The 26,319-nt window shown below is 67.8% G+C and carries 12 protein-coding genes and 1 riboswitch; of the genes, 4 read left to right on the forward strand and 8 right to left on the reverse strand.

Features of this window, described 5'->3' with window-relative positions; translation table 11 throughout:
• Positions 1-15 precede the first annotated feature (15 nt).
• The 5 genes from G6N20_RS08205 to G6N20_RS08225 form a co-directional block, all read right to left on the reverse strand.
• Positions 16-1,236, reverse strand: coding sequence for a peptidoglycan DD-metalloendopeptidase family protein (locus tag G6N20_RS08205; RefSeq protein WP_083045995.1), 1,221 nt, complete (start codon positions 1,234-1,236; stop codon positions 16-18).
• A gap of 12 nt (positions 1,237-1,248) precedes the next feature.
• The gene (gene ileS, locus G6N20_RS08210; RefSeq protein ID WP_083045994.1) at positions 1,249-4,395 is read right to left on the reverse strand and encodes an isoleucine--tRNA ligase; all 3,147 of its coding nucleotides are present in this window, start codon (positions 4,393-4,395) and stop codon (positions 1,249-1,251) included.
• Positions 4,396-4,741: 346 nt separating this feature from the next.
• A complete protein-coding gene (locus G6N20_RS08215) occupies positions 4,742-4,975 on the reverse strand; it encodes an Rv1535 family protein (protein WP_083045993.1) in 234 nt (77 codons plus the stop codon).
• A gap of 276 nt (positions 4,976-5,251) precedes the next feature.
• Positions 5,252-5,422, reverse strand: a riboswitch (M-box (ykoK) riboswitch).
• Positions 5,423-5,560: 138 nt separating this feature from the next.
• Entirely contained in the window at positions 5,561-6,277 is a 717-nt protein-coding gene (locus G6N20_RS08220; protein ID WP_083045992.1) for a TetR/AcrR family transcriptional regulator, read from the reverse strand.
• A 6-nt stretch (positions 6,278-6,283) separates the two neighbouring features.
• Positions 6,284-7,411, reverse strand: a complete 1,128-nt coding sequence (locus G6N20_RS08225; RefSeq protein WP_083045991.1) for an NAD(P)H-dependent flavin oxidoreductase — start codon at positions 7,409-7,411, stop codon at positions 6,284-6,286.
• Positions 7,412-7,470: 59 nt separating this feature from the next.
• Between G6N20_RS08225 and G6N20_RS08230 the strand changes: the two genes are divergently transcribed.
• Positions 7,471-7,905: a PaaI family thioesterase gene (locus tag G6N20_RS08230; RefSeq protein ID WP_083046093.1), complete on the forward strand. Its 435-nt coding sequence runs from the start codon at positions 7,471-7,473 to the stop codon at positions 7,903-7,905.
• Between the two features lie 80 nt (positions 7,906-7,985).
• On the opposite strand, the gene G6N20_RS08235 is transcribed toward G6N20_RS08230, so the two are convergent.
• The 3 genes from G6N20_RS08235 to G6N20_RS08245 are packed head-to-tail and all read right to left on the reverse strand — an operon-like array spanning position 7,986 to position 11,417.
• Entirely contained in the window at positions 7,986-8,564 is a 579-nt protein-coding gene (locus G6N20_RS08235) for a carboxymuconolactone decarboxylase family protein (RefSeq protein WP_083045990.1), read from the reverse strand.
• Entirely contained in the window at positions 8,561-9,664 is a 1,104-nt protein-coding gene (locus tag G6N20_RS08240; protein WP_083045989.1) for a zinc-dependent alcohol dehydrogenase, read from the reverse strand. The genes G6N20_RS08235 and G6N20_RS08240 overlap by 4 nt, the downstream gene beginning before the upstream one ends.
• Positions 9,665-9,668: 4 nt before the next feature.
• On the reverse strand, positions 9,669-11,417 hold the full coding sequence (locus G6N20_RS08245) for an AMP-binding protein (protein WP_083045988.1): 1,749 nt from the start codon (positions 11,415-11,417) through the stop codon (positions 9,669-9,671).
• Positions 11,418-11,626: 209 nt separating this feature from the next.
• Between G6N20_RS08245 and pks2 (G6N20_RS08250) the strand changes: the two genes are divergently transcribed.
• The 3 genes from pks2 (G6N20_RS08250) (at position 11,627) to pks2 (G6N20_RS08260) (ending at position 26,278) form a co-directional block, all read left to right on the forward strand.
• Positions 11,627-17,899: a sulfolipid-1 biosynthesis phthioceranic/hydroxyphthioceranic acid synthase gene (pks2, locus tag G6N20_RS08250; protein ID WP_083045987.1), complete on the forward strand. Its 6,273-nt coding sequence runs from the start codon at positions 11,627-11,629 to the stop codon at positions 17,897-17,899.
• A gap of 55 nt (positions 17,900-17,954) precedes the next feature.
• Positions 17,955-19,412, forward strand: a complete 1,458-nt coding sequence (locus G6N20_RS08255; RefSeq protein ID WP_169715447.1) for a condensation domain-containing protein — start codon at positions 17,955-17,957, stop codon at positions 19,410-19,412.
• Positions 19,413-19,984: 572 nt separating this feature from the next.
• Positions 19,985-26,278 carry a sulfolipid-1 biosynthesis phthioceranic/hydroxyphthioceranic acid synthase gene (gene pks2 / locus G6N20_RS08260; RefSeq protein WP_163662883.1) on the forward strand — a complete coding sequence of 2,098 codons (6,294 nt, stop codon included), beginning with the start codon at positions 19,985-19,987 and terminating at the stop codon, positions 26,276-26,278.
• The last annotated feature ends 41 nt before the right edge of the window (positions 26,279-26,319 follow it).

The following is a 26,319-nucleotide window of genomic DNA, read 5'->3' on the forward strand; positions in this document are numbered from 1 at the left end:
GCGGGCGGGTGCCCGTCAGCCGGTGATGGTGCACGGCGTTGCCGGCGGGTAGGTGCCCGACACCGGTCGCGGCCGTCCCCGCGGCGGCCATGGTTGCAGACCCATGTTGGCCAGATACCGCACCGGGCTGGTGTGGCCGCCGTCGACGTGAACCTCGAAATGTAGGTAACCGTCTGCTGAATCGGCTTCCCGACCGATCGCACCGATGCGGGCGCCCGCGTCGATTCGATCGGCGACGCCAATGCCCCGCCGGTCGTCGGATCGGAACACATAGACGGTGTCGACGTTCCCGGTGGAGATCGTCACCGACCACAGTCCGTTGTCGTCGAGATTGTCTGCGCGACAAACGATTCCGGATGTAACGGCATGTATCGGAGTGCCCGGCTGGGCGGCGAAGTCGACGCCGGGGTGAAAGGCATCCGCTCGGGGTCCATACCCGCAACCGACCGCCAGTTGGTCCCGGTCGATGGGCAGCCGCGTCCCCGGTTCGGCAGGGTCGAAGTCTCCGCGGCGGCGCCGCCGGTAGTCGGCGATCAACAGGTCGATCTCGTCGGATGCGTAACCGAACAACAGGGCCCGGTCATAGGGAACGCCGAAGTTCAATCGACAGTCCGGGTCCAGCCTGCGGTAGTGCTCGACCTTGGCGATCCGCTCAGCGAGGCTGGCCCACCCGGTGTGCACCAGCCGAATCTCATTCACTAGCCCGATGCCACCGTGCTCGGTGATGTTGGCGGGCCAGTGCGGGTTGTGGATTGCCCGGGTTCCCGCGCGCAATCCCGGGTGCCAGCGCCAAAATGGCCCGCGTACCGATTCCCCGGTTCCCATGATCGGGATCATGTCCGGGTAATCGGGGTCATCCCAGGTGGGAATCATCGGACACATCAGCGCCGCCACGTCGTCCGGTGTGCCCGCCAGGACGTCGCGGATATCGACGTCGGCCTCGACCACCTGATCGGAATCGATCATCACGATCCAATCGGGGCGGCAGAAATCGGCCATTCGATACATCAATTCCAGCCCGGGCGGCTCCGGGATCAGCCACGCCGTTGCCGGCAGATCCGAACGGGCGTGGACCACGTTCGTCACCGCAGGGTGCTGGGCCAAGATTTGGGCGGTGTTGTCGGTGCTGCGGTCCTCGATCACGTAGATGTCATCACACCAGCCGGACAACGAGTCCAAAACTCGGGGCAACACATCGGCACCGTTCTGCACACGGAACAGCCCCAGAATCCGCATCGTCCCCTCCGTTCACCCACGTCGGGCAGCCGCTTCATCCTTGGCGATGCACACCCGCACACCGTCGCCGATCTCCACCGGATCGGCCGGCTCACCGAATTCGAAGCTGGTGGCCAGGATTTCGCCGGCGATCAGGTCACGGTGGGTGAGCGCCCAGTCTCGGCGCCCGGCGGGCACCGACATCACCACCCGGATGCGGTCGGAAACATCGAGGCCGGTCGACTTGCGTAGCTCCTGCAGCTCGCGGATGCGATCCTTGGCCCAGCCCTCGGCCTCCAGCTCGGGTGTCACCGTGCCGTCCAGGACGACAAGGCCGACGCCGTCGGGCAGGGCCACCGTGAACTCCGGATCGGCCGCCACCAGCCGGGAGCTGTATTCCTCGGGCCGCAGCAGCGCCGGACCCGCCGTCAGGGTGCCGTCGGGGTTGACGACGCCTTCACCGGCCTTGACCGCCTTGATGGCGGCCTGAACGTCCTTGCCCAGCCGGGGCCCGGCCGCGCGGGCGTTGACGGTGAGCTCGAAGCGGCCATAGGTGTCGATCGCGTCGGTCAGCTCGACCTGCTTGACGTTGAGTTCGTCACCGATCAGATCTGTGAAGGGCTTCAGCCGTTGCGGGTTCTTCACTGCCACAGTTAACTTCGGCAACGGCAGGCGCACCCGCAGCTTCTTGGCCTTGCGCAGCGAGGACGCCGCCGAGCACACTTCCCGGACCTGGTCCATGACGTCTACCAGGTCGGTGTCCGCGGGCAGCTCGCCGGCCTGTGGCCAGTCCGTCAGATGCACCGAACGCCCGCCCGTGAGTCCACGCCAGATGACCTCGGTGGTCAACGGCAGCAGCGGCGCGGCCAGCCGCGCGGTCACCTCCAGCACGGTATGCAGCGTGTCAATTGCGTCGCCGTCCTCTTCCCAGAACCGTGACCGCGACCGTCGCACATACCAATTCGTCAACGCCTCGGTAAACTGCCGCAGCTGGTCGCAGGCCCCGGAGATGTCGCACACCTCCATCGCCTGGCTGAGATCGTCGCGCAGCGCGGCCAACTTGGCCAGGATGTAGCGATCCAGCACATGCGGCGAATCGGTGCGCCAGGCACCGACCTTGGGTGCGTAGAGGACCAGGAAGCTGTAGGCGTTCCACAACGGCAGCAACACCTGCCGCGCGCCGTCACGGATACCCTGTTCGGTGACAATCAGGTTGCCGCCACGCAGAATCGGTGACGCCATCAGGAACCATCGCATGGCATCGGAGCCGTCGCGCTCGAAAACCTCGGTCACGTCCGGGTAGTTGCGCAGCGACTTGCTCATCTTCTGACCGTCCGAACCGAGCACGATCCCATGCGCCACACAGGTTTTGAATGCTGGTCGGTCGAACAGCGCGGTAGCCAGCACATGCAGCGTGTAAAACCAGCCACGCGTCTGCCCGATGTACTCGACGATGAAATCGCCGGGATAGTGACCCTGGAACCACTCCTCGTTCTCGAACGGGTAGTGCACCTGGGCGTACGGCATGGAGCCCGAGTCGAACCACACGTCGAGCACGTCGGGGATGCGGCGCATCGTGCTACGGCCGGTGGGATCGTCGGGGTTGGGGCGGGTGAGTTCGTCGATGTAGGGCCGGTGCAAATTGGTTGGCCGCACCCCGAAGTCGCGCTCCAGCTCGTCGAGGCTGCCGTACACGTCGATGCGCGGATAGGCCGGGTCGTCGGACTTCCACACCGGGATTGGCGTGCCCCAGTAGCGGTTTCGCGAGATCGACCAGTCACGAGCGCCCTGCAGCCACTTGCCGAACTGGCCGTCCTTGACGTGGTCGGGATACCAGGTGATCTGCCGGTTCAGTTCCACCATGCGGTCCCGGAATTTGGTCACCGTGACAAACCATGACGACACCGCCCGGTAGATCAGCGGGTTACGGCAGCGCCAGCAGTGCGGGTAGGGGTGCTCGTAGGTTTCGTGGCGGAGCAACACCGCGCCGTTGGCCGCCGCCGGCCCGCTCCGGTATTTCAGATCCCGGATGATGTCCGGGTTGGCGTCAAAAACATGCTGTCCCTGGTAATCCGGGACGGTGGCGTCGAATCGCCCCTTGGAGTCGACCGGGGTGACCGGCACGATACCGACCGGGTCGGTGGTGGCCATGTCGTCCTCGCCGTAGGCCGGTGCCATGTGCACAATGCCGGTGCCGTCCTCGGTGGTCACGAAGTCACCCGAGAGCACTCGAAAAGCGTTGGGCGAGTCCATGAAATACGCGAAAGGAGGCAGATACCGAGCGCCCAGCAGCTGGGCGCCGCGGTAGCTGCCGAGCACCTCGGGCTCATCGCCGAGTTCGCGCGCGTAGGCGGCCAGCCGTGCCTGCGCCAGCACCACACGACGATCACCGGCCCTGACCTGTACATAGGTCACGTCGGGATGGACGGCCACCGCGAGGTTCGCCGGCAGGGTCCACGGTGTGGTCGTCCACACCAACAGGTAGGCGCCGTCAAGTTCGCCGTCCACCACCTTCAAGCCGACCGTGATCGCGGGGTCTTGGCGGCTTTGGTAGATGTCGTCGTCCATCCGCAGTTCGTGATTGGACAACGGGGTCTCGTCGCGCCAGCAGTAGGGCAACACCCGGTAGCCCTCATAGGCCAGGCCCTTGTCCCACAGCTGTTTGAACGCCCAGATCACCGACTCCATGTAGGACCGATCGAGTGTCTTGTAGTCGTTGTCGAAGTCGACCCAGCGGGCCTGGCGGGTCACATATGCCTGCCACTCGTCGGTGTAGCGCAACACCGACGCCCGGCAGGCGTCGTTGAACGCGGCGATGCCCATGGTGTCGATCTGGGACTTGTCGGTGATGCCCAGTTGGCGTTCGACTTCGAGTTCGGCGGGCAGCCCGTGGGTGTCCCAGCCGAAGCGGCGCTCCACCTTATAGCCGCGCATGGTGCGATACCTCGGCACGATGTCCTTGACGTAACCGGTGAGCAGGTGCCCATAGTGCGGCAGGCCGTTGGCAAATGGGGGCCCGTCGTAGAAGACGTACTCCGGCGCACCCTCCCGGCGGGCGATGCTGGCACGGAAGGTGTCGTCGCGGAACCAGTGGTCAAGGACCTCGAGCTCGAGTGCCGGGAAGTCGGGTGCCCCGCCGGCCGGCTTCGGATACGCCCGGCGGTCAGCGTTCTCGGTCAAAGTGCGTCGTCTCCCTGTGCCGTTAACGGCGCTGCGCGCCTGTGCTCAGGCCCGGGGACGACGCCACGCTGGTGTGCGAACGCCGCGGTACCACCCCGCTTGCCACGCTCACGCGTGACCGCTCGACTGCGGGCTGTGACGGGCCCACCCGTTCGGTTCTACTGGGCCAGGCTGGCTGTTCTTCCGAAGGCTTCCCGGTGATGGCCGGATCGACGCCGTTGGGTCGATTCTACCGAAGCCCCGCATACCCGAACCACGGTGGCGAGATCCCCTTCGATCACGGTGGCGGGCACACCATCGCCTGCAGCGACTTGACTCCCGCCACCGGTGGGATCGCCGGCTGGGCTTAGGCGTGGACGTCGAGCACGCCGATACGCCACAGCGCCGCGTACATGTGCCGCAGCGGAATGCTCAGCAAGCCGGCGGCGCCGTCCACCAGCGGGTCGCGGATGACGATGACCGGCCGGGTGTCACGCCGCCGCGTCACCTTCTGGGCGGCCTCGATGGGGGCCTCCTCGCGCACCACGTGCAGCCGCGGCGCGGGTGCTGCGGTTACCACTTCGTTCAAAGCTGCGGTCATGATCGCCTCCTGGACGTTTCGAAACGAGCGCTAGTGGACTGACCTGATCTGACGTGGTCCCGTCCAGAACGGTTCCAATCCAGGAAGGCTGGCTGGCGGCACGACTCAGCGGCGAACCTCGGGCCGGAGACCGGATGGGGACGAGACGGAGCCCGGATATCGATCCGGACTATCACCGGAAGTCATTCGTCCCTCACCTCCTCACGGTCATGACGCGTGCGGTACCTACACGATCCGCGCACACCAGGGGGTACCGAAATGCGGCGACTGCCGCGATCCGCACCCCACTCGTCAGAGCTTTGGCACCACACGACGTGTCCGGGAAGACCGGAAGCCACCTGGGCTCAACCCTTAAGCCGGGAGGAGCTGTCCTGACCCGGGGCGTCTCTCGACGTTCGGGGTCAGTGGCCTGTGTTCGGGTAGCCGCCTCACCTAACGAGGTGCTTGCCCGACCGATCATGCCCGACCCATGCCACTCGGTCAACGACATCGTGACCAGGTTGCCGATTTTGTGCCCATTCGGCATCCAAGTTGACAGCGGTTACCCAGGTTCCCTTCCTGCCCGGCCGCAGCTGTCGTCCGAGGTCAACGCGCCGAAAGAGCGGACGAATCCGTCGTCGACTCGAGCCCGGGCGCCGGTGGGCGCGGGCGCAGCCCGTCAAGCACCAGCGAGACCACGAAATCCGCCACCTGGGCCGCGGCGACCCCGTCGTCGGTGCTCAGCCGCCGGTGCGCCAACTGGCCCACCAGCGCCGCCAGCGTATACGCCACCATCCGGGGCGGGGCCGTTATCACCTCACCACGCTCTTGAGCGGCGACGACACCGGCCTCGATGTCGTCGATGAACCGCTCGTAGATTCCACCAAGGTGCTTTTCGAATCGGTCACCAAGCGCATGGGCGTCGCGGAACAACAACCGGACGGTGGCCCGGTCGGCTTCGAAAAACTCGAAGGTGGCCTGAACACAGGCCTGCAGGTAGGCCCGAAAGGGCACTTCTTTTCCGGTATCGCGCGCCCCGGCGTCGCGAGGCCCGGCGACCGCGGCCAGCGCCGCCGCGACATGAGCGCGCAACGCGGCCTCCTCGACGGCCATCAAGGCATGAAACAACGCGTCCTTGGAGTCGAAATACCAATAGATCAAGCCGTACGCCAGACCGGCCTGCTTGGCGATGTCTGCGACCGTGGTGGCATGAAAACCCTTGCGGGCAAAGACTTCTTTGGCCGCGGACATGATCTCGTCGCGCCGTTGCGACTTCTCGTCCTCGCTGACCGCCCGGCGTCGTCGGGTGCCGGTGTCGCTCATCGGAGATCACCGATCAACGAGCGCCTCCAACTGGCCGATGGTGTCGACGAATTCCTCGACCATGTCGAGCACCACCGTGCGCGCGGGCCGCACCCGGTCAAGCGATCCGACCACCTGGCCGACGAAGTAGGTCGCCAGCTCACGGGCCTTGGCGCCCGGATGACTGGCGGCCTGGTTGATGCGCATCTGCGGCTCGGTGACCAACGCGGTCTGCAGCGGCATGCCGAGGGGGTCGGGGCTATCGGGCCGGTCCCACTCGTCGGTCCAGGCGGTCCGCAGCATCCGCGCGGGTTTGCCGGTCAGTGACCGGGACCGCACCGTGTCCGAGGAGGTTGCGGCCAGGAACTTGTCCCTGACCACCGGGGGCGTCTCGGCTTCCTCGGTGGTCAGCCACACCGAACCGCACCACACCCCCTCGGCGCCCAGGGCCAGGGCCGCCGCGATCTGGCGGCCCCGGGCGATCCCCCCCGCGGCCAACACCGGCGTGGGCGACACCGCGTCCACCACCTCCGGAACCAGCACCATGGTCGCCACCTCGCCGGTGTGGCCGCCGGCCTCGGTGCCCTGCGCGACGATCAGGTCGACCCCGGCGGTCGCGTGCCGACGCGCATGGTGGGTGGTGCCGGCCAGCGCGGCCACCAGCACGTCGTGGTCGTGGGCCCGCTCGACAAGGTCGAGCGGCGGCGGCCCGAGCGCGCTGGCGATCAGCCTGATGTCGTGGGCGAAGGCGACATCCAGCAGCGGCCCATAGCCTTTCGGTGAGATGTTGAGCCCACCTCCAGACGGTGCGCGCTGCTGGTCGGGGGGAGCGGCAATGCCGTAGCGGGCCAGCAGATCCTCGACGAATGCGCGGTGCTCTGCCGGCAGCAGCTCCCGAACCCGCTGCGCGTCGATTCCGCCCTGTTCGGCGCCGACATACTTGGGCGGCAGCAGCAGGTCGACCCCGTACGGCCTACCGCCGGTCTGCCGCTCGATCCAGGTCAGTTCGCTGTCCAGCCGCTTGGGGCTGTGCGCGACGGCGCCCAGGATCCCGAACCCACCCGCGTTGGACACCGCCGCCACGACGTCGCGGCAGTGGCTGAAGGCGCAGATCGGGAACTCGACGCCGAGCATTTCGGCCACTCTGGTCCGCATGGCACCGACGCTATGAGCTATTGATTGATATGTCAATCGAATACGGTAATCTTGCCGCCATGGCCGAGCCGTTGACCGCCGAACAACAGCACGCACGTCGCCAGGCCGTGCGGGACCTGATGACCAGGACGCCGTTCATCGGCGGACTCGGCATCGTGTTCGAACGATACGAACCCGACGACGTGACGATCCGGCTCCCGTTCCGCGCCAATCTCACCAACGACGGCACCTACTTTCACGGCGGGGTGATCGCGTCGGTGATGGACACCGCCGGCGCGGCCGCCGCCTGGTCCAACCACGACTTCGACAAGGGCGCACGCGCCTCCACCGTCGCGATGAGCATCCAGTACACCGGTGCGGCCAAGGGCTGTGACCTGCTGTGCCATGCCCGCACGGTGCGGCGCCGCAAGGAACTCATCTTCACCGAGATCACCGCGACCGATGCCGACGGCAACGTCGTCGCGCACGCGGTGCAAACCTATCGGATCGTCTGAGCCGCACAACCTTCCGCGAACAGACGCAAACGCCCCCTTTTCGACCCGAAAATGGGGGCGTTTGCGTCTGTTCGCGGGTGCTACCCGGGCCCCTGCCCGTCGGGTGGCCAGCTGGACACCCCGTCCTCCAGCGGCACCTCAAGGCTGTGCAGCAGCGACGCCACCATGCGCCACGCGCCGATGGCGGTGACCAGTTCGATGAGAACTTTCGTGTCGCCGCTTAATTCGCGTTCACAAGCCGCCCAGCTCGCCGCGCTCACCGCGCCGTCGCGCACGACGTCGTCGGTGGCCGCCAGCACGGCTCGCTCGGTGGGCCCGAACCCGTTGTATTCCTGCCAGTCTCGCACGCCGAGCAGATCGTCGGCGGACACGCCAAGCCCGGAAGCTACCCGCCAGTGTTGGGTCCATTCGTAGTCGCATTTGGTGAGCCAGCCGATCCGCATGATCACCAGCTCGCGCAACCGGCGGTCCAGGGCACCATGCCACAACATGGTGGCGAGCAGGTCGTTGAAGACCGCCGCCAGTCGCGGATGGTTCAGCAACACCTGGAAGATGCTGAGCTCGGCCATGTAGTCGGGCACACCGGCTTCATCAGCGGCGGCCTTGGCCTCGTCGAGCGGCAACAGCGGAACCCGGCTGGGCTTCCTGGGTGAGGTCATGGTGTGAGGACTCCGTGGACTGGCGGGACACCGTCGCGTTCACCGGCCATGGTAGCCAGCAACTCCTCGACTTCCTCAAGCCGCACACATCGCCGGGGTAGCTGCTCGAACGGGTAGCGAGCGGAAACCAGCAGATCAAGGGCCGCCCGATAGGCGGTGGCATCCACGCCGAGCGCGCCGAGCACCCGCAGCTCCTTGACGACGACCAGGTCGGGGGAAAACCCCGGGGCGCCGCTGCCGAAGCCGCGGGTGCCGGCGACGACGACGGTGCCGGCGGGACGCGCGAGTGCGACCGCCTGCGCGAACGCCGCCGGCGCCTTCGCGGTCACGTCGACCACGACGTCCGCCAGCCCGCCGGTCTGCTGTGCCAGGGCGGCGACCGGATCGTCGGCGGCCACGTCGACGACCAGGTCCGCCCCAAACCGCGGCGCCAGCGCCAACCGGCCGGCGTCGCGGGGGCCCAACCCGGTGACCATGACGAACGCCGCACCCGCCTCCTTGGCCGCCGCCGCCGCGCACAGCCCCCGGATTCCCGGTCCGAGCACCGCTACCACGTCGCCCGGCTTGGTGCCCGGAACCGTTACTCCCCAACGTATTCCAGCTCCCAGCGGATTGAACAAGGTGGCCACCTGCGGGCTGAGCTCATCGGCCACCGGCAACACCATCGAATCGGGGGCCAGATACTGGTATTCGGCGTAGCCGCCCCACAGCCCGGGCGCCCGGTCGACCGGGATGAAGCCGTACATGTCGGCCAGGCCGTGCCGCACGCAGCGCCGGTACTCGCCGCTACGGCAGGGCGCGCACCGACGACACGACTGGAACACCTCGACGGCGACCCGGTCACCGGCCGATACCCCCCACCGCCGCGCCGCCTGCGGCCCGATCGCCGTAATGGTCCCGACCGTCTCGTGACCGGGCACGAACGCGAACCCGCCGGCCAGCTCGCCGGTGTACTGCTCGTGATCGGTCCCGCACAGCCCGCAGGCCTCGACCCGCAGCAGCGCGTCGTCCTCGCCGATGGGCGGAAACGGAAATTCCCGGACGGTCAGGCGGCGCGGGGCCGCCAGCACCAATGCCCGTGCGACCCCGCCCGCCGACATAGGGTCAACCGTCCAGCCGGGTGAACTCACGTTGTCGGTATAGCTGGACACACTGTGCTCGCCTGACCTTGCCGCTCGTGGTGATGGGAATCGACCCGGGCGATACCAGAACGAGGTCGGCCACGCTCAGTCCGTGTGACTTGTATACCGCCGCGTTGACATCGCGTTTGATCACCCGCAGCCTGTCCATCGCATCCTTGTCGGAGTCGCCCCTCTTTTTGACCTCGACGATGGCAACGAGCTTCTCAGCGCCGCCTTCCGGTACCCCGATCGCCACGCAGCGGCCCGCCGTGATCTCCTGGATCGTCGCCTCGATGTCGTCGGGCGAGTGGTTTCGCCCATAAATGATCAAGAGATCCTTGATGCGTCCGATGATGAACAGCTCACCCCCGGAGAAGAAGCCAGAATCACCGGTTCTCAGCCAGGGACCTTCGGGTGTGCCCCCCGAGGGGTGGACAATCCTGGCGTCGAACGTGCGCTTGGTCTCTTCGGGCTTCTGCCAATAGCCGCACGCAACGTTGTCACCCTGCACCCAGATCTCGCCGACCGTTCCCTCCGGACATTCGATGTTCGTGTCGGGATCGACGATGCGCACCAGCTGGGACTCCGGGACGCCATAACTGACCAGTGGTGTCCCGCCTGGGCTCGAGCACCGCTGCGCTTGACCGGTGGGCAGTTTCTCGGAGTCGAAGTGGACGATCTCGGGTGGTTCGCCCGTCGTACGCGTCGCTATGTAAACGGTTGCTTCCGCCATCCCATAGGCCGGCCGCAGCGCCTTGGCAGCCAGGTTGTACCGGGCGAAGCGGTCAATGAATCGTTTCAGGGTCGCCGGCTGTACCCGCTCGCTGCCGTTGAGGATGCTGTGCACCTGCCCGAGATCAAGCCCGGCCATGTCGTCGTCGGACGTCTTGCGCAGCGCCAATTCGAACGCGAAGTTCGGTCCGCCCGAAACGGCGCAACTGTTGTCCGCCAGCAACTGCATCCATCGGGCCGGCCGCTGCAGGAACCCCACCGGACTCGTTAACACGACGGGTGCACCGATCAGGATCGGCATGATGGCCCCTAACAACAGACCCATGTCGTGATACAGCGGCAGCCAAGACACCACGGTGAGGTCTCCTGGGACAACCCCGCCCTCGAGCGCAAAGAAGTCGGCGATCATCTGCGCGAAGTTGGCGAAGACATTTTTGTTCGAGATCGCCACACCGGCCGGTGAACGTGTGGATCCCGAAGTGTATTGCAAATACTGGGCTTCCGGCGCATCCTTACCGGCGCCACGAGAGCCGCTTGACCGCTGCCGAGATTCCAGGTCCAGCAAATCAAGTTCAATGATTGATGGTGCCGTTTGTCCGGGCTGCGGCTGTGCGTAGTCGGCGACACTGTCGACGACGGCGGAGGTGGTCAGAAGCACGGCGGGTGACGTGTCGGCCAGCACCGACACCGTCCGCTCATCGTGGGCGCCGCCATAGGGAACCGAGAGCGGAACGGCGATAAGCCCGGCCTGCAACGCACCGAGAAATCCAACGACATATTCGAGTCCCTGCGGTGCCAGGATCACCGCCCGATCGCCGGTTGCCCCGCATTGGCTGAGTTGCTCGGCAACGTTGAGCATCCGCCGGTACAACTGCGACCATGTCAGCGTTTCCGCCGCGCCGGCCCAATCGCGCTCGTAATCGACATAGGTGATTGCCGCACCGTTAGGGACCAGACTGGCGCGCTCGCGCAGCACAGCGGGAATCGAAGAGCCGACCACGCCAGCACACTACCGCTAACACTTGGCCGTCGTTCAGGCTTCCGGCGTTGAGGCCAACGTCAGATAGTCGGCGCGTTGATCCCCGGTCCGACGGTGTTCAGCGGGGAGGATGGCCCCAACCCCTGGTGCTGGAAGGGATGAGGCCGTCGCCGCTGTGCGCTGCTGGGGCGAAGCCTCCCGGACACCACCCGTGAGAGCGAGGTGAGACGGTGGATCACACACCCGTGACTCCGGTCGCGGTCATCGGCATGGCGTGCCGGCTTCCCGGCGGCATCGATTCCCCGGAGATGTTGTGGCAGGCGCTGCTTCGGGGCGATGACCTGATCACCGAGATTGCCGAGGACCGCTGGGACGCCGACGAGTACTACGACCCCGAGCCCGGTGTCCCCGGTCGGTCGGTGTCGCGGTGGGGCGGGTTCCTCGACGACGTGGCCGGCTTTGATGCCGAATCCTTCGGCATCGGCGAGCGCGAGGCAACCGCGATCGATCCGCAACACCGCCTGCTGCTGCAGACCTCGTGGGAGGCCGTGGAGCACGCCGGCGTGGCACCGAAATCGTTGATCGGCTCGCGCACCGGTGTGTTCGTCGGGATGTGTCATCACGACTATGCGTTTGTCAGCCACGCGGCGGGTGCCCTCGATGACGCGTACGCGTTTACCGGAACCGCGTTCAGCATGGGCTCCGGGCGGGTGTCGTATGCCCTGGGGCTGCGCGGTCCGTCGATGACGGTGGACACGGCGTGTTCGTCGAGTTTGCTTGCGGTGCACCTGGCTTGCCGCAGTCTGCACGAGGGGGAAAGCGACCTTGCCCTGGCGGGCGGCTGCATGGTCATGCTGGAACCGCACACCTTCAACTCCGCGTCCGCGCAGGGCATGCTCTCCCCTACCGGGCGCTGCCGGCCGTTCGACGCGGCCGCCGACGGGTACGTCCGCTCCGAGGGCTGCGCGATGGTGCTGCTCAAAAGGCTCCCCGATGCGCTGCGGGACAACGACCGGGTGCTGGCCGTGCTGCGCGGCACCGCGACCAATCAGGACGGGCGCACCGACACCATCTCGACGCCATCGGCGGACGCGCAGGTGCTGGTGTATCGGGCGGCGTTGGCGGCCGCCGGTGTGGACGCCGACACCGTCGGCGTGGTCGAGGCGCACGGCACCGGCACCCCTGCCGGTGACCCGATCGAATTCGCCAGCCTGGCGCAGGTGTACGGCCTCGACGGGAATCGGACCGCGCTGGGGTCGGCCAAGAGCAATCTGGGCCACACCGAGGCCGCAGCCGGAGCGGTGGGGATCATTAAGGCAATCCTGTCGTTGCGGCACGCGACGGTCCCGCCGATGGTGCACCACCGGCGACTGCCCGCGGAGCTTGCCCGCATCGACACCGGACTCTTTGTGCCGCAAGAGATTACGCCGTGGCCGACGAACGGTCACCATCCCCGGCGGGCCGCGGTGTCGTCCTACGGCATGTCGGGCACGAACGTGCACGTCATCCTCGAGCAGGCCCCCGAGCCACCGACACCGCACCACGGGGCCACCCCGGCCGAGCCGGCCGGCCCGCAGCTGTTCGTGTTGTCCGCTTCCTCCGCGGAGGCCCTACGCCAGACGTCGCGCCGGCTGGCCGACTGGCTGCAGCGACGCGACGACTCACTGCGGCCGTCGGATCTGGCCTACACGCTGGCCCGTCGGCGGGCCCACCGGCCGGTCCGCACCGCGGTGATCGCCGGCGACCACGGCGAGTTGGTCCAGCGCTTGCGCGAGGTTGCTGACGGTGACACCTGCCACCAGGCCGCCGTCGGCCACGACGACCGCGGACCGGTGTGGGTGTTCTCCGGGCAAGGTTCGCAATGGCCGGCCATGGGCGCTGACCTGTTGGCCAACGAGCCGGTGTTTGCCGCGACGGTCGCCGCCGCCGAGCCGTTGATCGCCCGCGAGTCGGGCTTCTCGGTCACCGAGGCGATGACCGCCGTGCAGACGGTGACCGGCATCGACCGGGTCCAACCGACCCTGTTCGCCATGCAGGTCGCGCTAGCCACCACCATGACGTCCTACGGCGTGGCGCCGGCCGCGGTCATCGGCCATTCCCTCGGCGAGGTGGCGGCGGCCGTGGTCGCCGGAGCGCTGTCCCTCGACGACGGGGTGCGCGTCATCTGTCGCCGCTCGCGCCTGTGCACGCGCGTCGCCGGTAACGGTGCGATGGCGGCGGTAGAAATGTCCGCGCCGCAGGTGCGCGAGCAGCTGGCGCGCCGCGGCGCCAACGACGTCGTGATCGCCGTGGTGGCCTCCCCCCAGTCCACCGTGATCGGTGGGGCGACACAGACGGTTCGCGAACTCGTCGCGGCGTGGGAAGAAGGCGGCGTGCTGGCCCGCGAGGTCGCCGTCGACGTTGCCTCGCACACCCCTCAGGTCGATCCGATCCTCGACGAGCTCGCTGAGGTCTTGGCCGGGGTCACCCCGAGCCCACCGGGGATTCCCTACTATTCGGCGACCCTGTTCGACCCCCGCGAGCGACCGGTGTGTGATGCCGGGTATTGGCGGGACAACCTGCGTCACGCGGTGCGGTTCTCCGCGGCGGTGCGGGCGGCGCTGCAGGACGGCCACCGGGTGTTTTGCGAGTTGTCCCCGCACCCGCTGCTGACCCGCGCCGTCGAGCAGACCGCCACCAGCCTGGACATCCCGGTGGCCGCCGTGGCCGCCTGCAGACGCGACCAACGCCTGCCGCACGGGCTGCGCGGGCTGGTGGCCGACCTGCACAGCGCGGGCGCCGCGGTGGACTTCTCGGCGCTGTCTCCCGGCGGGCGCCTGGTGGACGCACCGCTGCCAGCATGGACCAACCGTCGCCTGTTCTTCGACACGGCGGGTCACCACGTCACCACCAATACCGTTGTGGTGCATCCGCTTTTGGGCCAGCACGTGCGGCTAATGGAGGAGCCGGCACGGCACGCCTGGACGGCGCAGGTCGGCACCGCCGCGCTGCCCTGGCTGGCTGACCATCGGATTCACCATGTGCCCGCGCTGCCGGGGGCCGCCTACTGCGAGATGGCGTTGGCCGCGGCCCACGCGGTGCTCGGCGACCGATGCGAAGTCCGCGACATCCGCTTCGAGCAGATGCTGTTGCTGGACGAGCACTCGCCGGTCGGCGCCGTCGCGTCGGTCCAGGCGGCCGGTCTGGCCACCTTCGACGTCGAGACGCTACGGCAGGGTGAGCGGGTGCGGCGGGCCACCGCGGCGTTGTGCGCCGTCGATGACCCGCAGGGCAGTTCGCCCGCGCAGGATATCGACGCCTTGTTGACGGCCCATCCACGTCGCCTCGAAGGCGGCGATGTCCGGCGGTGGTTCGACACCCGTGGTGTTCAGTTCGGTCCCGCGTTCACCGGACTGGTCGCGGCCTACCTCTCCGAGGGGACGATCGACGCGCTGCTGGCCGAGATCGCGCTGCCGAGCGCGATCCGGACACGGCAAGCCGGCTACCACGTGCACCCCGCGCTGCTGGACGCGTGTTTCCAGTCGGTTGCGGCGCACCCCGCCGTCCAGGAGGCGGGAAACGGCGGTCTGCTGCTCCCGTTGGGTGTGCGCCGGCTGCGCACCTTCGCGTCCACTCGCAACGTCCGCTATTGCCTGACCAGGGTGACCGCCTGCGGCCCCGACGTCGAGGCCGACATCGACGTCATGGACGGGCACGGGACCGTCGTGCTGGCGGTGCGCGGCCTGCTGCTGGGCACGGGATTCTCCGAGAGCGCCAACCAGGATCGCCTGCTAGGCCAGCGGCTGCTGACCATCGAATGGCAGCGCCGGGAGCCGCCGCAGGTGGCTCCCGGGGCCCCCGGCAGCTGGCTGCTGGTGAACCTCGGGTCAGCCGCCGACGATGCCGACCCGTTGGCCGCCCGGCTGGCCGAGGCATTGGAGCGCCACGGCGCGCACCGCCCAACCATGAGCTGGCCACGGGACTGCGACCACGTCGCCCAGGCCGAGCGGTTGCGCGGTCGGCTCCATCCCGGCGGATTCGACGGCGTGATCGTCGTGACCGGGCCGATGAACGGCACCACGAGGGCAGCCCGGGACTGTTTCTACGTGCAGCAACTGGTGCGCATCGCGCGTGCGGTGATCAGCACGGCCGACAACCCGCCCCGGCTGTATGTGATCACCAGGGGCGCTCAGGCGGTACTGGCCGACGACCGTATCAACCTCGAGCAGGCCGGGTTGCGCGGCCTGGTGCGGGTGATCGGCGCCGAGCACCCGCACCTGCACATCACCCACATCGACGTCGACGAGCACACCGACGCCGGGCGGGTTGCCCGCCACCTGTTGGCCGGTTGGGACGAAGACGAGACCGCCTGGCGCCAGCACGAGTGCTACACCGCGCGCCTGCGTCCGACTGCGTTGCGCCCCGACGAACGCCGACCCGCCATCGTCAACCATGAACGTGACGGGATGCGCACGCAGATCCGCAACCGCGGCGACCTGCAAACGATGGAACTCGTTGCGTTCGAACGGGTTTCCCCGGGCGCCGGACAGATCGAGGTCGCGGTCACCGCCTCCAGCATCAACTTCGCCGATGCGCTCGGCGCCTTCGGCCGATACCGCAGCTTCGGCCCGCTACCGGGACTGGGCACCGACTTCGCCGGCGTGGTGACCGCGGTCGGGCCCGACGTCACCGGATTCCAGGTCGGCGACCGGGTGGGCGGCCTGTCCGCCAACGGATGCTGGGCCACCTTTGTCATCTGTGAAGCAAACCTGGCCGTGAAGATCCCGCGAGGTCTCACCGACGCCCAGGCCGCCGCGGTGACCACCGCATCGGCCACCGCCTGGTACGGCCTGCATGATCTGGCCCGGATCAAAGCCGGGGACAAGGTGCTGATCCATTCGGCTACCGGCGGGGTCGGGCAGGCGGCGCTCGCGATCGCACGGGCCGCCGGGGCCGAGGTGTTTGCCACCGCCGGCAACGCAAAGCGCCGAAATCTTCTGCGCGACATGGGGGTTGAGCACGTCTATGACTCGCGCAGCATCGAGTTCGCCGAGCAGATCCGCCGCGACACCAACGGCGACGGCGTCGACATCGTGCTCAACTCGTTGACCGGGGCGGCGCAGCGTGCCGGGGTGGACCTGCTGACCTTCGGTGGACGGTTCGTCGAGATCGGCAAGCGCGACATTTATGGCGACACCCGCCTGGGGCTGTTTCCCTTCCGCCGCAACCTCTCATTTTTCGCCCTCGACCTGTGGCTGATGTCGACCACCCATCCCGATGCGTTCCGCGACCTGGTGAGCACGGTGTACCGGCTGACCGCGCAGGGCGTGCTGCCGATGCCGCAGCGCACGCACTACCCCCTTGCCGAGGCAGCCGCCGCCATCCGGGTGATGAGCGCGGCCGAGCACACCGGCAAGCTCATCCTCGACATACCGCGCGCCGGGAGCAGCAGGGTGGTGATGCCGCCCGAGCACGTGCACGTTTTCCGCCCGGACGGCGCCTACATCATCACCGGCGGCCTGGGTGGCCTGGGATTGTTCTTGGCCGAAAAGATGGCGGCGGCCGGCGCCGGCCGCATCGTGCTCAACTCGCGGTCGGCGCCCACCCAAAAGGTGGCGGAGACAATCGAACTGATCCGAGCTACCGGATCCGACATCGCGGTGGAGGTTGGCGACATCGCGATCGCGGACACCGCCCAGCGGTTGGTTGCCGCCGCGACCGCCACCGGGCTTTCGCTGCGGGGGGTGCTGCACGCCGCAGCCGTCGTCGAGGATGCCACCCTGGCCACCATCACCGACGAGTTGATCGAGCGCGACTGGGCCCCGAAGGTGCATGGCGCATGGAATCTGCACCAGGCCACCGCGTCTGAGCCGCTGGATTGGTTTTGCTCATTCTCCTCGGCGGCGGCCCTGCTGGGCTCACCAGGCCAGGGGGCCTACGCCGCGGCCAACAGTTGGCTGGACGCCTTTACCCACTGGCGACGGGCCCAGGGCCTTCCGGCCACCGCGATCGCCTGGGCCGCGTGGGCCGAGATCGGCCGCGGCGCGGCCCTGGCGGACAGCGGCGATATCACCATGATCACCCCCGACGAGGGCGCCTACGCGTTTGAGGCGCTGCTGCGACACACCCGCTCCTACAGCGGGTACGCCCCGATCGATGGATCGCCCTGGCTCACCGCCCTGGCGCGACGCAGCCGCTTTGCAGAGGCATTCCAATCCGCCACCCGATCTGAGCACAGCAGGTTCCGAACCGAACTCGAGGAGGTTCCCCTCGACGAGTGGCCAACGCGCTTGCGGCGCCTGATCTCCGAGCAGGTGGGCCTGATTCTGCGGCACGCGGTCGACCCCGACCGTCCGCTGTCCCAGTACGGCCTCGATTCGCTGGGCAACCTGGAACTGCGCACCCGCATCGAAACCGAAACCGGGGTCCGGATCCACTCCACCGACATCACCACGGTGCGCGGTCTCGCCAATCACCTGTGCGAGGCGCTGGCGCCTACCGAAAACACCACGGCGACAATGTAACGCTCAGCCGCCGACATGAAATACCCTAAGTCAGAGCTGAATCGAAGGAGCGGTATTGGTCGTCCTGGGCCATTTGGGTCTAGAAACCGTCGGCAACTGGGTCCCAGCCCCTGGCGTGGTATGGCTGTGGCACCCCGCACCGGCATCACTGAAAAAAGCGCAGCAAGCGCCGATAAGTGACGTGCCGCCAAGCTATATCCAAGCCCGGCACCTGCGGGGCTATCGCGACCAGGCGGCGCGCGGCTTCGACATGTCGCGACTTGTGGTCGCCGCCTTGGACATCCGCGGCCAGTGCGACATCCGCACAATGACATACGTCATCAACACGCACCTGCGTCGGCATGACACTTACCGCAGTTGGTTCGAATTCACCGACACGGGGTGCATCGTCCGGCACACCATGGCCGATCCCGCTGATATCGAGGTGATTCCGGTCGAACACGGCGCCATGACGCCCAACCAATGGCAAGACCACATCCTGGCCACGCCGAGTCCGTTGGAGTGGGATTGCTTCAGGTTCGCCATCATTCAGCGTGACGACCACTTCACATTCTGCATCAGTGTCGATCACCTGCATGTGGACGCGATGTTCATCAGCGCCCTGTTCTGGGAGATCCAAGCGATGTACAACGCCCTGATGGACGGTGTGGGCCCCCTCCCGTTGCCAAGCGTCGGCAGCTATGAGGACTACTGCCGGCGAGAGCGCGCCTACACCGCCGCCTTGACGCTGCAATCCCCGGAGATACGCCGGTGGGTCGAATTCTTCGAAGGCAACGGCGGGTCCCTTCCCTCATTTCCGTTGCCGCTGGGCGACACGTCGCTGGTCGCCACCGGCGAGTTGCTCTCGCTACGGTTGCTGGACGCACGCCAAACGGCCCGCTTCGAAGCGGCCTGCACGAGCGCGGGCGCCCGGTTCAGCGGCGGTGTGTTCGCGTGCGCAGCCCTCACCGAATACCAGCTCACCGGTTCGGGAACCTATCACGCCGTCACCCCCACCGGCACCCGCAGCACCCCGGAGGAATTCGTGACCACCGGTTGGTTCATCGGCCACATCCCATTCGTCGTCGATGTCGGCCCGTCTTTCGACGAGACTGCGCGCAACGCCCAAGCGTCCTTCGATGCCGGTTCCCCGCTGGCCAACGTGCCGTTTGAGCGGGTGCTGGAGCTGGCGCCTTGGCTCGTCGAGCAGACCCCGCGGCGGAGCGGATTTCCCATGCTGTCGTTCCTCGATGCGGGCGTGCCTCCGCTTTCGGCCGTCATCGCAATGCAGCTCGACAAGATGAACGCGAAAGTTTTCAGCGACGGCCGGATCGCCGCCCGAGTGTGCATGTGGGTCAACAAGTTTCCGAATGAGACCACCGTCACCGCGTCGTTTCCCAACACTCCGATCGCCCATCAGTCGGTGGCGCGGTACCTCGCGCAGATGAAATCGGTGTTTGCCGGCGTCGCCGACGGCGGTGGCGAAATCACCGTCGACCGCGGCGGCGCTCAGCTGCAGCGGCAAAGGCTCTGACGATCCCGATCTGGCCCGATCCGGTGAGAATCGGGCGCAACGAATTTGTCGATTCCGGCGTGTCCCGGCCGCCAAAGACGTATGCTGCCCGCCGCCGTGGCGCGTGCGGCTTGCCTCGGCCCGCCATCGGGCGGGTAAGCCGGCTCCGTCCCGCGTGGTCGCAAGCCACCGGCTTTAACTCCTCCCGATCCGGACAGGGAAGGCAATCCGGGCCCGTCCGCGCTCACCGCCGCCGGCCGCGCCCAGCGTGCCCGCAAACATGACCACGACCTGTGCTTATCAGACTGACTGAGGAATCAATCAGAGCCAGAGTCGGTGGAAAATTGCGCGGCCGTCAGCAGATAATTTTTGTACGTCCGCACGATTTTTACCCACGGGTCGGGCCGAGCCGCTACGCTGCTCATCACGCCAAGAACTACGGGGTGGCTTTGACGGGGGTTGGTGGTCACGCGTGCCGGGGGCCGAAGTTTGTTCCCGGCAGGTAACGAATTTGAGCGATGTTCGTCGAAGCGCCGATGCGAGCTGGACGCCGGTGCTAAGAACGTGATGCACATACGGAGAGAAGAAGGACCGTGGATAAGACGCGCGTAACCCCGGTTGCGGTCATCGGTATGGCGTGCCGGCTGCCAGGGGGCATCGACTCCCCCGAGCTGCTTTGGGAAGCGTTGCTGCGTGGCGACGATTTCGTCACCGAGGTCCCCCCGGACCGCTGGGACATCGACGAGTACTACGATCCCGAGCCCGGTGTGCCTGGGCGGTCGGTGTGCAAGTGGGGCGCCTTCCTGGAGAACATCGGTGACTTCGATCCAGAGTTTTTCGGCATCCCGGAAACCGAAGCGACCGCGATGGATCCGCAGCACCGCTTGCTGCTGGAAACGTCCTGGGAGGCGATGGAACACGCCGGTCTGACGCCGGCGCAGATGGCCGATTCACTGACCGGGGTGTTCATTGGCTTGAACCACGGCGATTATCAATTCGTCCACGCAGACACCAACACCTTCGAGGGACCCTACGGCAACACCGGGACCAATTCCTGTATGGCGTCCGGGCGGGTCTCCTACGCCATGGGGCTGCGCGGTCCCGCGGTCACGGTGGACACCGCCTGCTCCTCCGGTTTGTTTGCTACGCATCTGGCCTTCCGTAGCCTTAACGACGGCGAAAGCGACCTCGCCTTCGCCGGCGGTGTCTATGCGATGTTGGAACCCCGCAGATTCGCCTCGGGGTCGGCCAGCGGCATGTTGTCGGCCACGGGGCGCTGCCACGCGTTCGACGTCGCGGCCGACGGCTTTGTCTCCGGTGAAGGTTGCGTCATGGTGTTGCTCAAGCGGCTCCCGGATGCGCTGGCCGATGGCGACCGGATTCTGGCCGTGGTGCGCGGCACCGCCGCCAACCAGGACGGCCGGACCGTCAACATTGTCACGCCGTCACGGACCGCGCAGGTCGCGGCCTATCGGGCGGCGTTGGCCGCGGCCAGCGTCGAGCCCGCCACCGTGGGCATGGTGGAGGCGCACGGCCCCGGCACCCCGGTGGGTGACCCCGTCGAATATGCCAGCCTGGCCGAGGTCTACGGCGTCGAGGGCCCGTGTGCCCTGGCGTCGGTGAAGACCAATTTCGGGCACACCCAATCGGCGGCCGGGGCGCTGGGGCTGATGAAGGCGGTGCTTGCCGTGCAACACGGCGTGGTTCCGCGGAACCTGCACTTCACCCGGCTGCCTGACGAATTCGCCCGGATCGACACCAAGCTGTTCGTGCCGCAGGAAACCACGCCGTGGCCCACCGGCGATGGCACGGCGCCGCGGCGGGCGGCGGTGTCGTCCTACGGGTTCTCGGGGACCAACGTGCACGCGATTGTGGAGCAGGCCCCCGAAACTGTTGCACCCGACGATGTCCCGGCCGGTCCCGCCCTCGAAGGTCCGCTGCTTTTCCCATTGTCGGCCAGCTCGGAGGACAGCCTGCGGCATACCGCACGGCGGCTCGCCGACTGGGTGGACGCCCAGGGGCCGGAGCTGGCGATCACCGATCTGGCCTACACCCTGGCACGCCGCCGTGGGTACCGGCCGGTGCGGACGTTCGTGCTGGCCAGCACCCCTGCCGAGGCGTCGGCGGCGCTGCGTGCGGTGGCCGACGGTGAGACGCCTTACCCGCCGGCGGTCGGCCAGGACGACCGGGGCCCGGTGTGGGTGTTTTCCGGTCAGGGTTCGCAGTGGGCGGCGATGGGCGCTGACCTGCTGGCCAACGAGCCGGTGTTCGCCGCGACCGTCGCCGCGGTCGAGCCGCTGATCGCCGCGGAGTCCGGGTTCTCGGTGACCGAGGCGATGACCGCACCCGAGAAGGTGACCGGCATCGACCGGGTGCAGCCCACCCTGTTCACCATGCAGGTCGCGCTGGCGGCGACGATGAAGTCCTACGGGGTGACACCGGGCGCGGTGATCGGCCACTCGCTGGGCGAGGCGGCCGCGGCGGTGGTCGCCGAAGCGCTGTCGCTGGACGACGGGGTGCGCGTCATCTGCCGCCGCTCCCAGCTGATGACCCGCATCGCCGGCTGCGGGGCGATGGCCTCGGTGGAACTGCCGGCCCAACAAGTGCTTTCGGAATTGATGGCACGCGGGGTCAGCGATGCCGTGGTGGCGGTGATGGCCTCTCCGCAGTCCACGGTGATCGGCGGGGCCACCCAGACGGTGCGCGATCTGGTGGCGGCGTGGGAGCAGCGCGACGTGCTGGCCCGGGAAGTGGCCGTCGATGTGGCCTCGCACTCCCCGCAGGTCGATCCGATCCTTGATGACCTGACCGAGGCGCTGGCCGAGATCACCCCGTTGACACCGCGGGTGCCCTATTATTCGGCGACCTCGTTCGACCCGCGCGAGGAGCCGCACTGCGACGCCCACTACTGGGCGGACAACCTGCGCCACACGGTGCGTTTCGCCGCGGCGGTGCAGGCCGCGCTGGAGGACGGCTACCGGGTGTTTGCCGAGCTGTCCCCGCACCCGCTGCTGACCCACGCGGTCGATCAGACCGCCCGCAGCCTGGACATGGCGGTGGCGGCGCTGGCCGGCATGCGCCGCGAGCAGCGGCTGCCGCACGGCCTGCGTTCGCTGCTGGGCGACCTGTATGCGGCCGGCGCCGCGGTGGACTTCTCGGTGCTCTACCCCAGCGGACGCCTGGTCGACGCCACACTGCCGGCATGGTCGCACCGCCGGCTGCTGCTCGACGACACCAAGGATCGCCTCGCGCACACTAACACCGTGGCCGTCCATCCGTTGTTGGGCTCCCATGTGCGGCTGCCCGAGGAGCCGGAACGCCACGCGTGGCAGGGCGAGGTCGGCACCGAGGCGTTGCCCTGGTTGGCCGATCACCAAATACATAGTGCGGCCGCCCTTCCCGGGGCTGCTTACTGCGAGATGGCGTTGGCCGCGGCGCGCGCCGTGCTGGGCAAGGCATCCGAAGTCCGCGATCTCCGGTTCGAGCGGCTGCTACTGCTCGATGAGCACACCCCCATCGCCGCCACCGCCACGGTGGAGGTGCCCGACGTGGCGCCGTTCATGGTGGAGACGGCCCAGGATGGGGAACGTTCGCGGCGGGCCTCGGCGGTGCTGCACGCCGTCGCAGACGACGACCGGCCACCCACGCTAGACATCCCCGCGCTGCTGGCCAGCCATCCCAACGCCGCCGAAGGCGACGACCTTCGCAACGACTTCGACCTGCGCGGGATTCAGTACGGTCCGGCGTTCACCGGCCTGGCGACCGTACACACCGCCCAAGAAACGGGCGGCGAGACGGTGTTGGCCGAGGTCGGCGTGCCGGGTTCGATCCGCTCGCAGCAGGGCGCTTACGGCGTGCATCCGGCGCTGTTGGACGCGTGCTTCCAATCGGTGGCGGCGCATCCCAGTGTCCGCAATGCCGGCAATGGCGGTTTGTTGCTGCCGTTGGGGGTGCGGCGGTTGCGTGCCTACGGCCCGGCCCGGCACGCTCGGTATTGCTACACGACGGTGACCGCGTGCGGCTCGGGCGTGGAAGCCGACCTCGATCTGCTGGATGAAAACGGCGCGGTGTTGTTGGTGGTGCGCGGCCTGCAGATGGGCACCGGCGCGTCGCCGACCAGCGAGCGCGACCACGTCATGGGCGAGCGGCTGCTGAGCATCGAATGGCAGCACCGCGAACTGCCCGAAACCAGCCACGCCGAACCGGGCACCTGGCTGCTGATCAGCACCTCCGATGCCGCCGATCTGCTGGCCACCGAGTTGACCGACGCGCTCAAGCTACGCGAGGCACGATGCGCGACCCTGTCCTGGCCGCAGCACGCCGACCACGCCACGCACGCCCAGCGCCTGCGTGACCAGTTCGAAGCCGGCGGCTTCAGCGGTGTGGTGGTGCTGACCGCGGCGCAAAACGGCAACCCCGACCAGGAATCACCGTTGCGCGGCGCTGAGTGCGTCAAGCACGTGGTGCGCATCGCCCGCGAGCTGCCAGACATCGTGGGTCAGACACCGCGGTTGTATGTGTTGACCCGCAACGCCCAGGCGGTGCTGGCCGATGACCGGCCCAACCTGGAGCAGGGTGGGCTGCGTGGGCTGCTGCGGGTGATCGGTGCCGAGCACCCGCATTGGAAGGTCAGCTACGTCGACCTTGCCAGCCACACCGACGAGCAGACCGGCGCCGAGCAGGTGGCCCGTCAGCTGCTGGCGGCCAGCGACGAGGATGAGACCGCCTGGCGCAACGACCAGTGGTACACCGCCCGGCTGTGCCCGGCCCCGCTGCGGCCGGAGGAGCGCCACACCACCGTGGTCGAACACGACCGCAACGGCATGCGCCTGCACATCCGCACCCCCGGTGACCTGCAAACCTTGGAGTTCGCCGCGTTCGACCGGGTGCCCCCGGGCGCTGGCCAGATCGAGGTCGCCATCAGCGCCTCTAGCATCAACTTCGCCGACGTGCTGGTCAGCTTCGGCCGCTACCAAACCCTCGACGGGCAGTTGCCGCAGCTGGGCACCGATTTCGCCGGGGTGGTGACCGCGGTGGGGCCCGGGGTCAGCGAATTGCGGGTCGGGGACCGGGTCGGGGGCCTGTCCCCCAACGGCTGCTGGGCCACCTTTGTCACCTGCGATGCCCGCATGGCCGTCAAGCTGCCCGAGGGGCTGACCGAGGCCCAGGCCGCCGCGGTGACCACCGCCGGCACCACCGCCTGGTACGGGCTGCAGGAGCTGGCCCGGATCCGGGCCGGGGACAAGGTGCTCATCCACTCGGCCACCGGCGGGGTGGGCCAGGCCGCGATCGCGATCGCGCGGGCGGCCGGGGCCGAGATCTATGCCACCGCCGGCAGCCAACAGCGCCGCCAATTATTGCGCGACATGGGCATCGACCACGTCTATGACTCGCGCAGCGTGGAGTTCGCCGAGCAGATCCGCCGCGACACCGACGGCTACGGCGTGGACATCGTGCTTAACTCGCTGACCGGTGCCGCCCAACTGGCCGGCGTCAAACTGCTGGCCCTGGGCGGACGGTTCATCGAGATCGGCAAACGCGACATCTACGGCGACACCAAGCTTGGGCTTTTCCCGTTCCGGCGCAATCTCGCGTTCCACGGGCTGGACCTGGGGCTGATGTCGATCAGTCATCCCCCTGCCGTGCGCGAGGTGTTGGCGACGGTGTATCGGTTGACCGCCGAGGGTGTGCTGCCGATGCCGCAGAGCACGCATTATCCGTTGGCCGAGGCGGCCACCGCGATTCGGGTGATGGGGGCCGCCGAGCACACCGGCAAGCTCATCCTCGACGTGCCGCACGCCGGGCGCAGCAGCGTGGTGCTGCCACCGGAGCAGGCCCGGGTTTTCCGTGCTGACGGGTCTTACCTGATCACCGGGGGCCTGGGTGGGCTGGGCTTGTTCTTGGCCGAGAAGATGGCCAGCGCCGGAGCCGGCCGCATCGTGCTCAGCTCCCGCTCGGCGCCCAGCCAAAAAGCCTTGGAGACCATCGAGTTGGTGCGCTCCATCGGCTCTGATGTGGTGGTCGAATGCGGCGATATCGCCCAGCCGGGCACCGCCGAGCGATTGGTGGCCGCGGCCACCGCCACCGGGCTGGCGCTGCGCGGGGTGCTGCACGCGGCCGCGGTGGTCGAAGACGCCACCTTGGCCAACATCACCGACGAGCTCATCGAGCGCGACTGGGCGCCCAAGGTGTATGGCGCCTGGCGGCTGCACCAGGCCACCGCCACCCAGCCGCTGGACTGGTTCTGCTCGTTCTCCTCGGCGGCCGCCCTGGTGGGCTCGCCGGGTCAGGGCGCCTACGCCGCGGCCAACAGCTGGCTGGACGCCTTCACCCAGTGGCGAAAGTCACACGGCCTGCCGGCCACCTCGATCGCCTGGGGCGCCTGGGGGGAGATCGGCCGCGCCATCGCGTTCGCCGAACAGACCGGCGACGCCATCGCACCCGAGGAGGGCGCCTACGCTTTCGAGGCGCTGCTGCGCCACAACCGGGCCTACACCGGCTACGCCCCGGTGATCGGATCACCGTGGCTGACGGCCTTCGCCCAACGCAGCCCCTTCGGCGAGAAGTTCCAAACCCTGGGTAAAAGCCGTTCGAGCACAAGCAAATTCCTCGCCGAGCTCGAGGAACTACCCCACGACGAATGGCCGGCCCGGCTACGGCGTCTGCTCTCCGAGCAAGTCGGCCTGATCCTGCGCCGCACCATCGACACCGACCGTCCGCTCACCGAGTACGGGCTCGACTCACTGGGCAGCCTCGAACTGCGCACCCACATCGAAGCCGAGACCAAGATACGCATTACCACCTCCGACATCACCACCGTCCGCGGTTTGGCGGATCTGCTTTACGACAAATTGACCTCAAAACCCAACATTGCAGCACACTCATGAGGTAGGAATGGACTTAAGCGCCAACTGCACGTCAGGGGGCC

Origin of the sequence: Mycobacterium shinjukuense, assembly GCF_010730055.1 — a bacterium.
Taxonomy (GTDB): domain Bacteria; phylum Actinomycetota; class Actinomycetes; order Mycobacteriales; family Mycobacteriaceae; genus Mycobacterium; species Mycobacterium shinjukuense.

Coding starts and splice junctions, on each gene's coding strand:
- G6N20_RS08205 (WP_083045995.1), bottom strand. CDS start 1,236: ATGCGGATTCTGGGGCTGTTCCGTGTGCAGAACGGTGCCGATGTGTTG.
- G6N20_RS08240 (WP_083045989.1), bottom strand. CDS start 9,664: ATGTCGGCGGGCGGGGTCGCACGGGCATTGGTGCTGGCGGCCCCGCGC.
- G6N20_RS08215 (WP_083045993.1), bottom strand. CDS start 4,975: ATGACCGCAGCTTTGAACGAAGTGGTAACCGCAGCACCCGCGCCGCGG.
- G6N20_RS08235 (WP_083045990.1), bottom strand. CDS start 8,564: ATGACCTCACCCAGGAAGCCCAGCCGGGTTCCGCTGTTGCCGCTCGAC.
- G6N20_RS08225 (WP_083045991.1), bottom strand. CDS start 7,411: ATGCGGACCAGAGTGGCCGAAATGCTCGGCGTCGAGTTCCCGATCTGC.
- G6N20_RS08220 (WP_083045992.1), bottom strand. CDS start 6,277: ATGAGCGACACCGGCACCCGACGACGCCGGGCGGTCAGCGAGGACGAG.
- G6N20_RS08230 (WP_083046093.1), top strand. CDS start 7,471: ATGGCCGAGCCGTTGACCGCCGAACAACAGCACGCACGTCGCCAGGCC.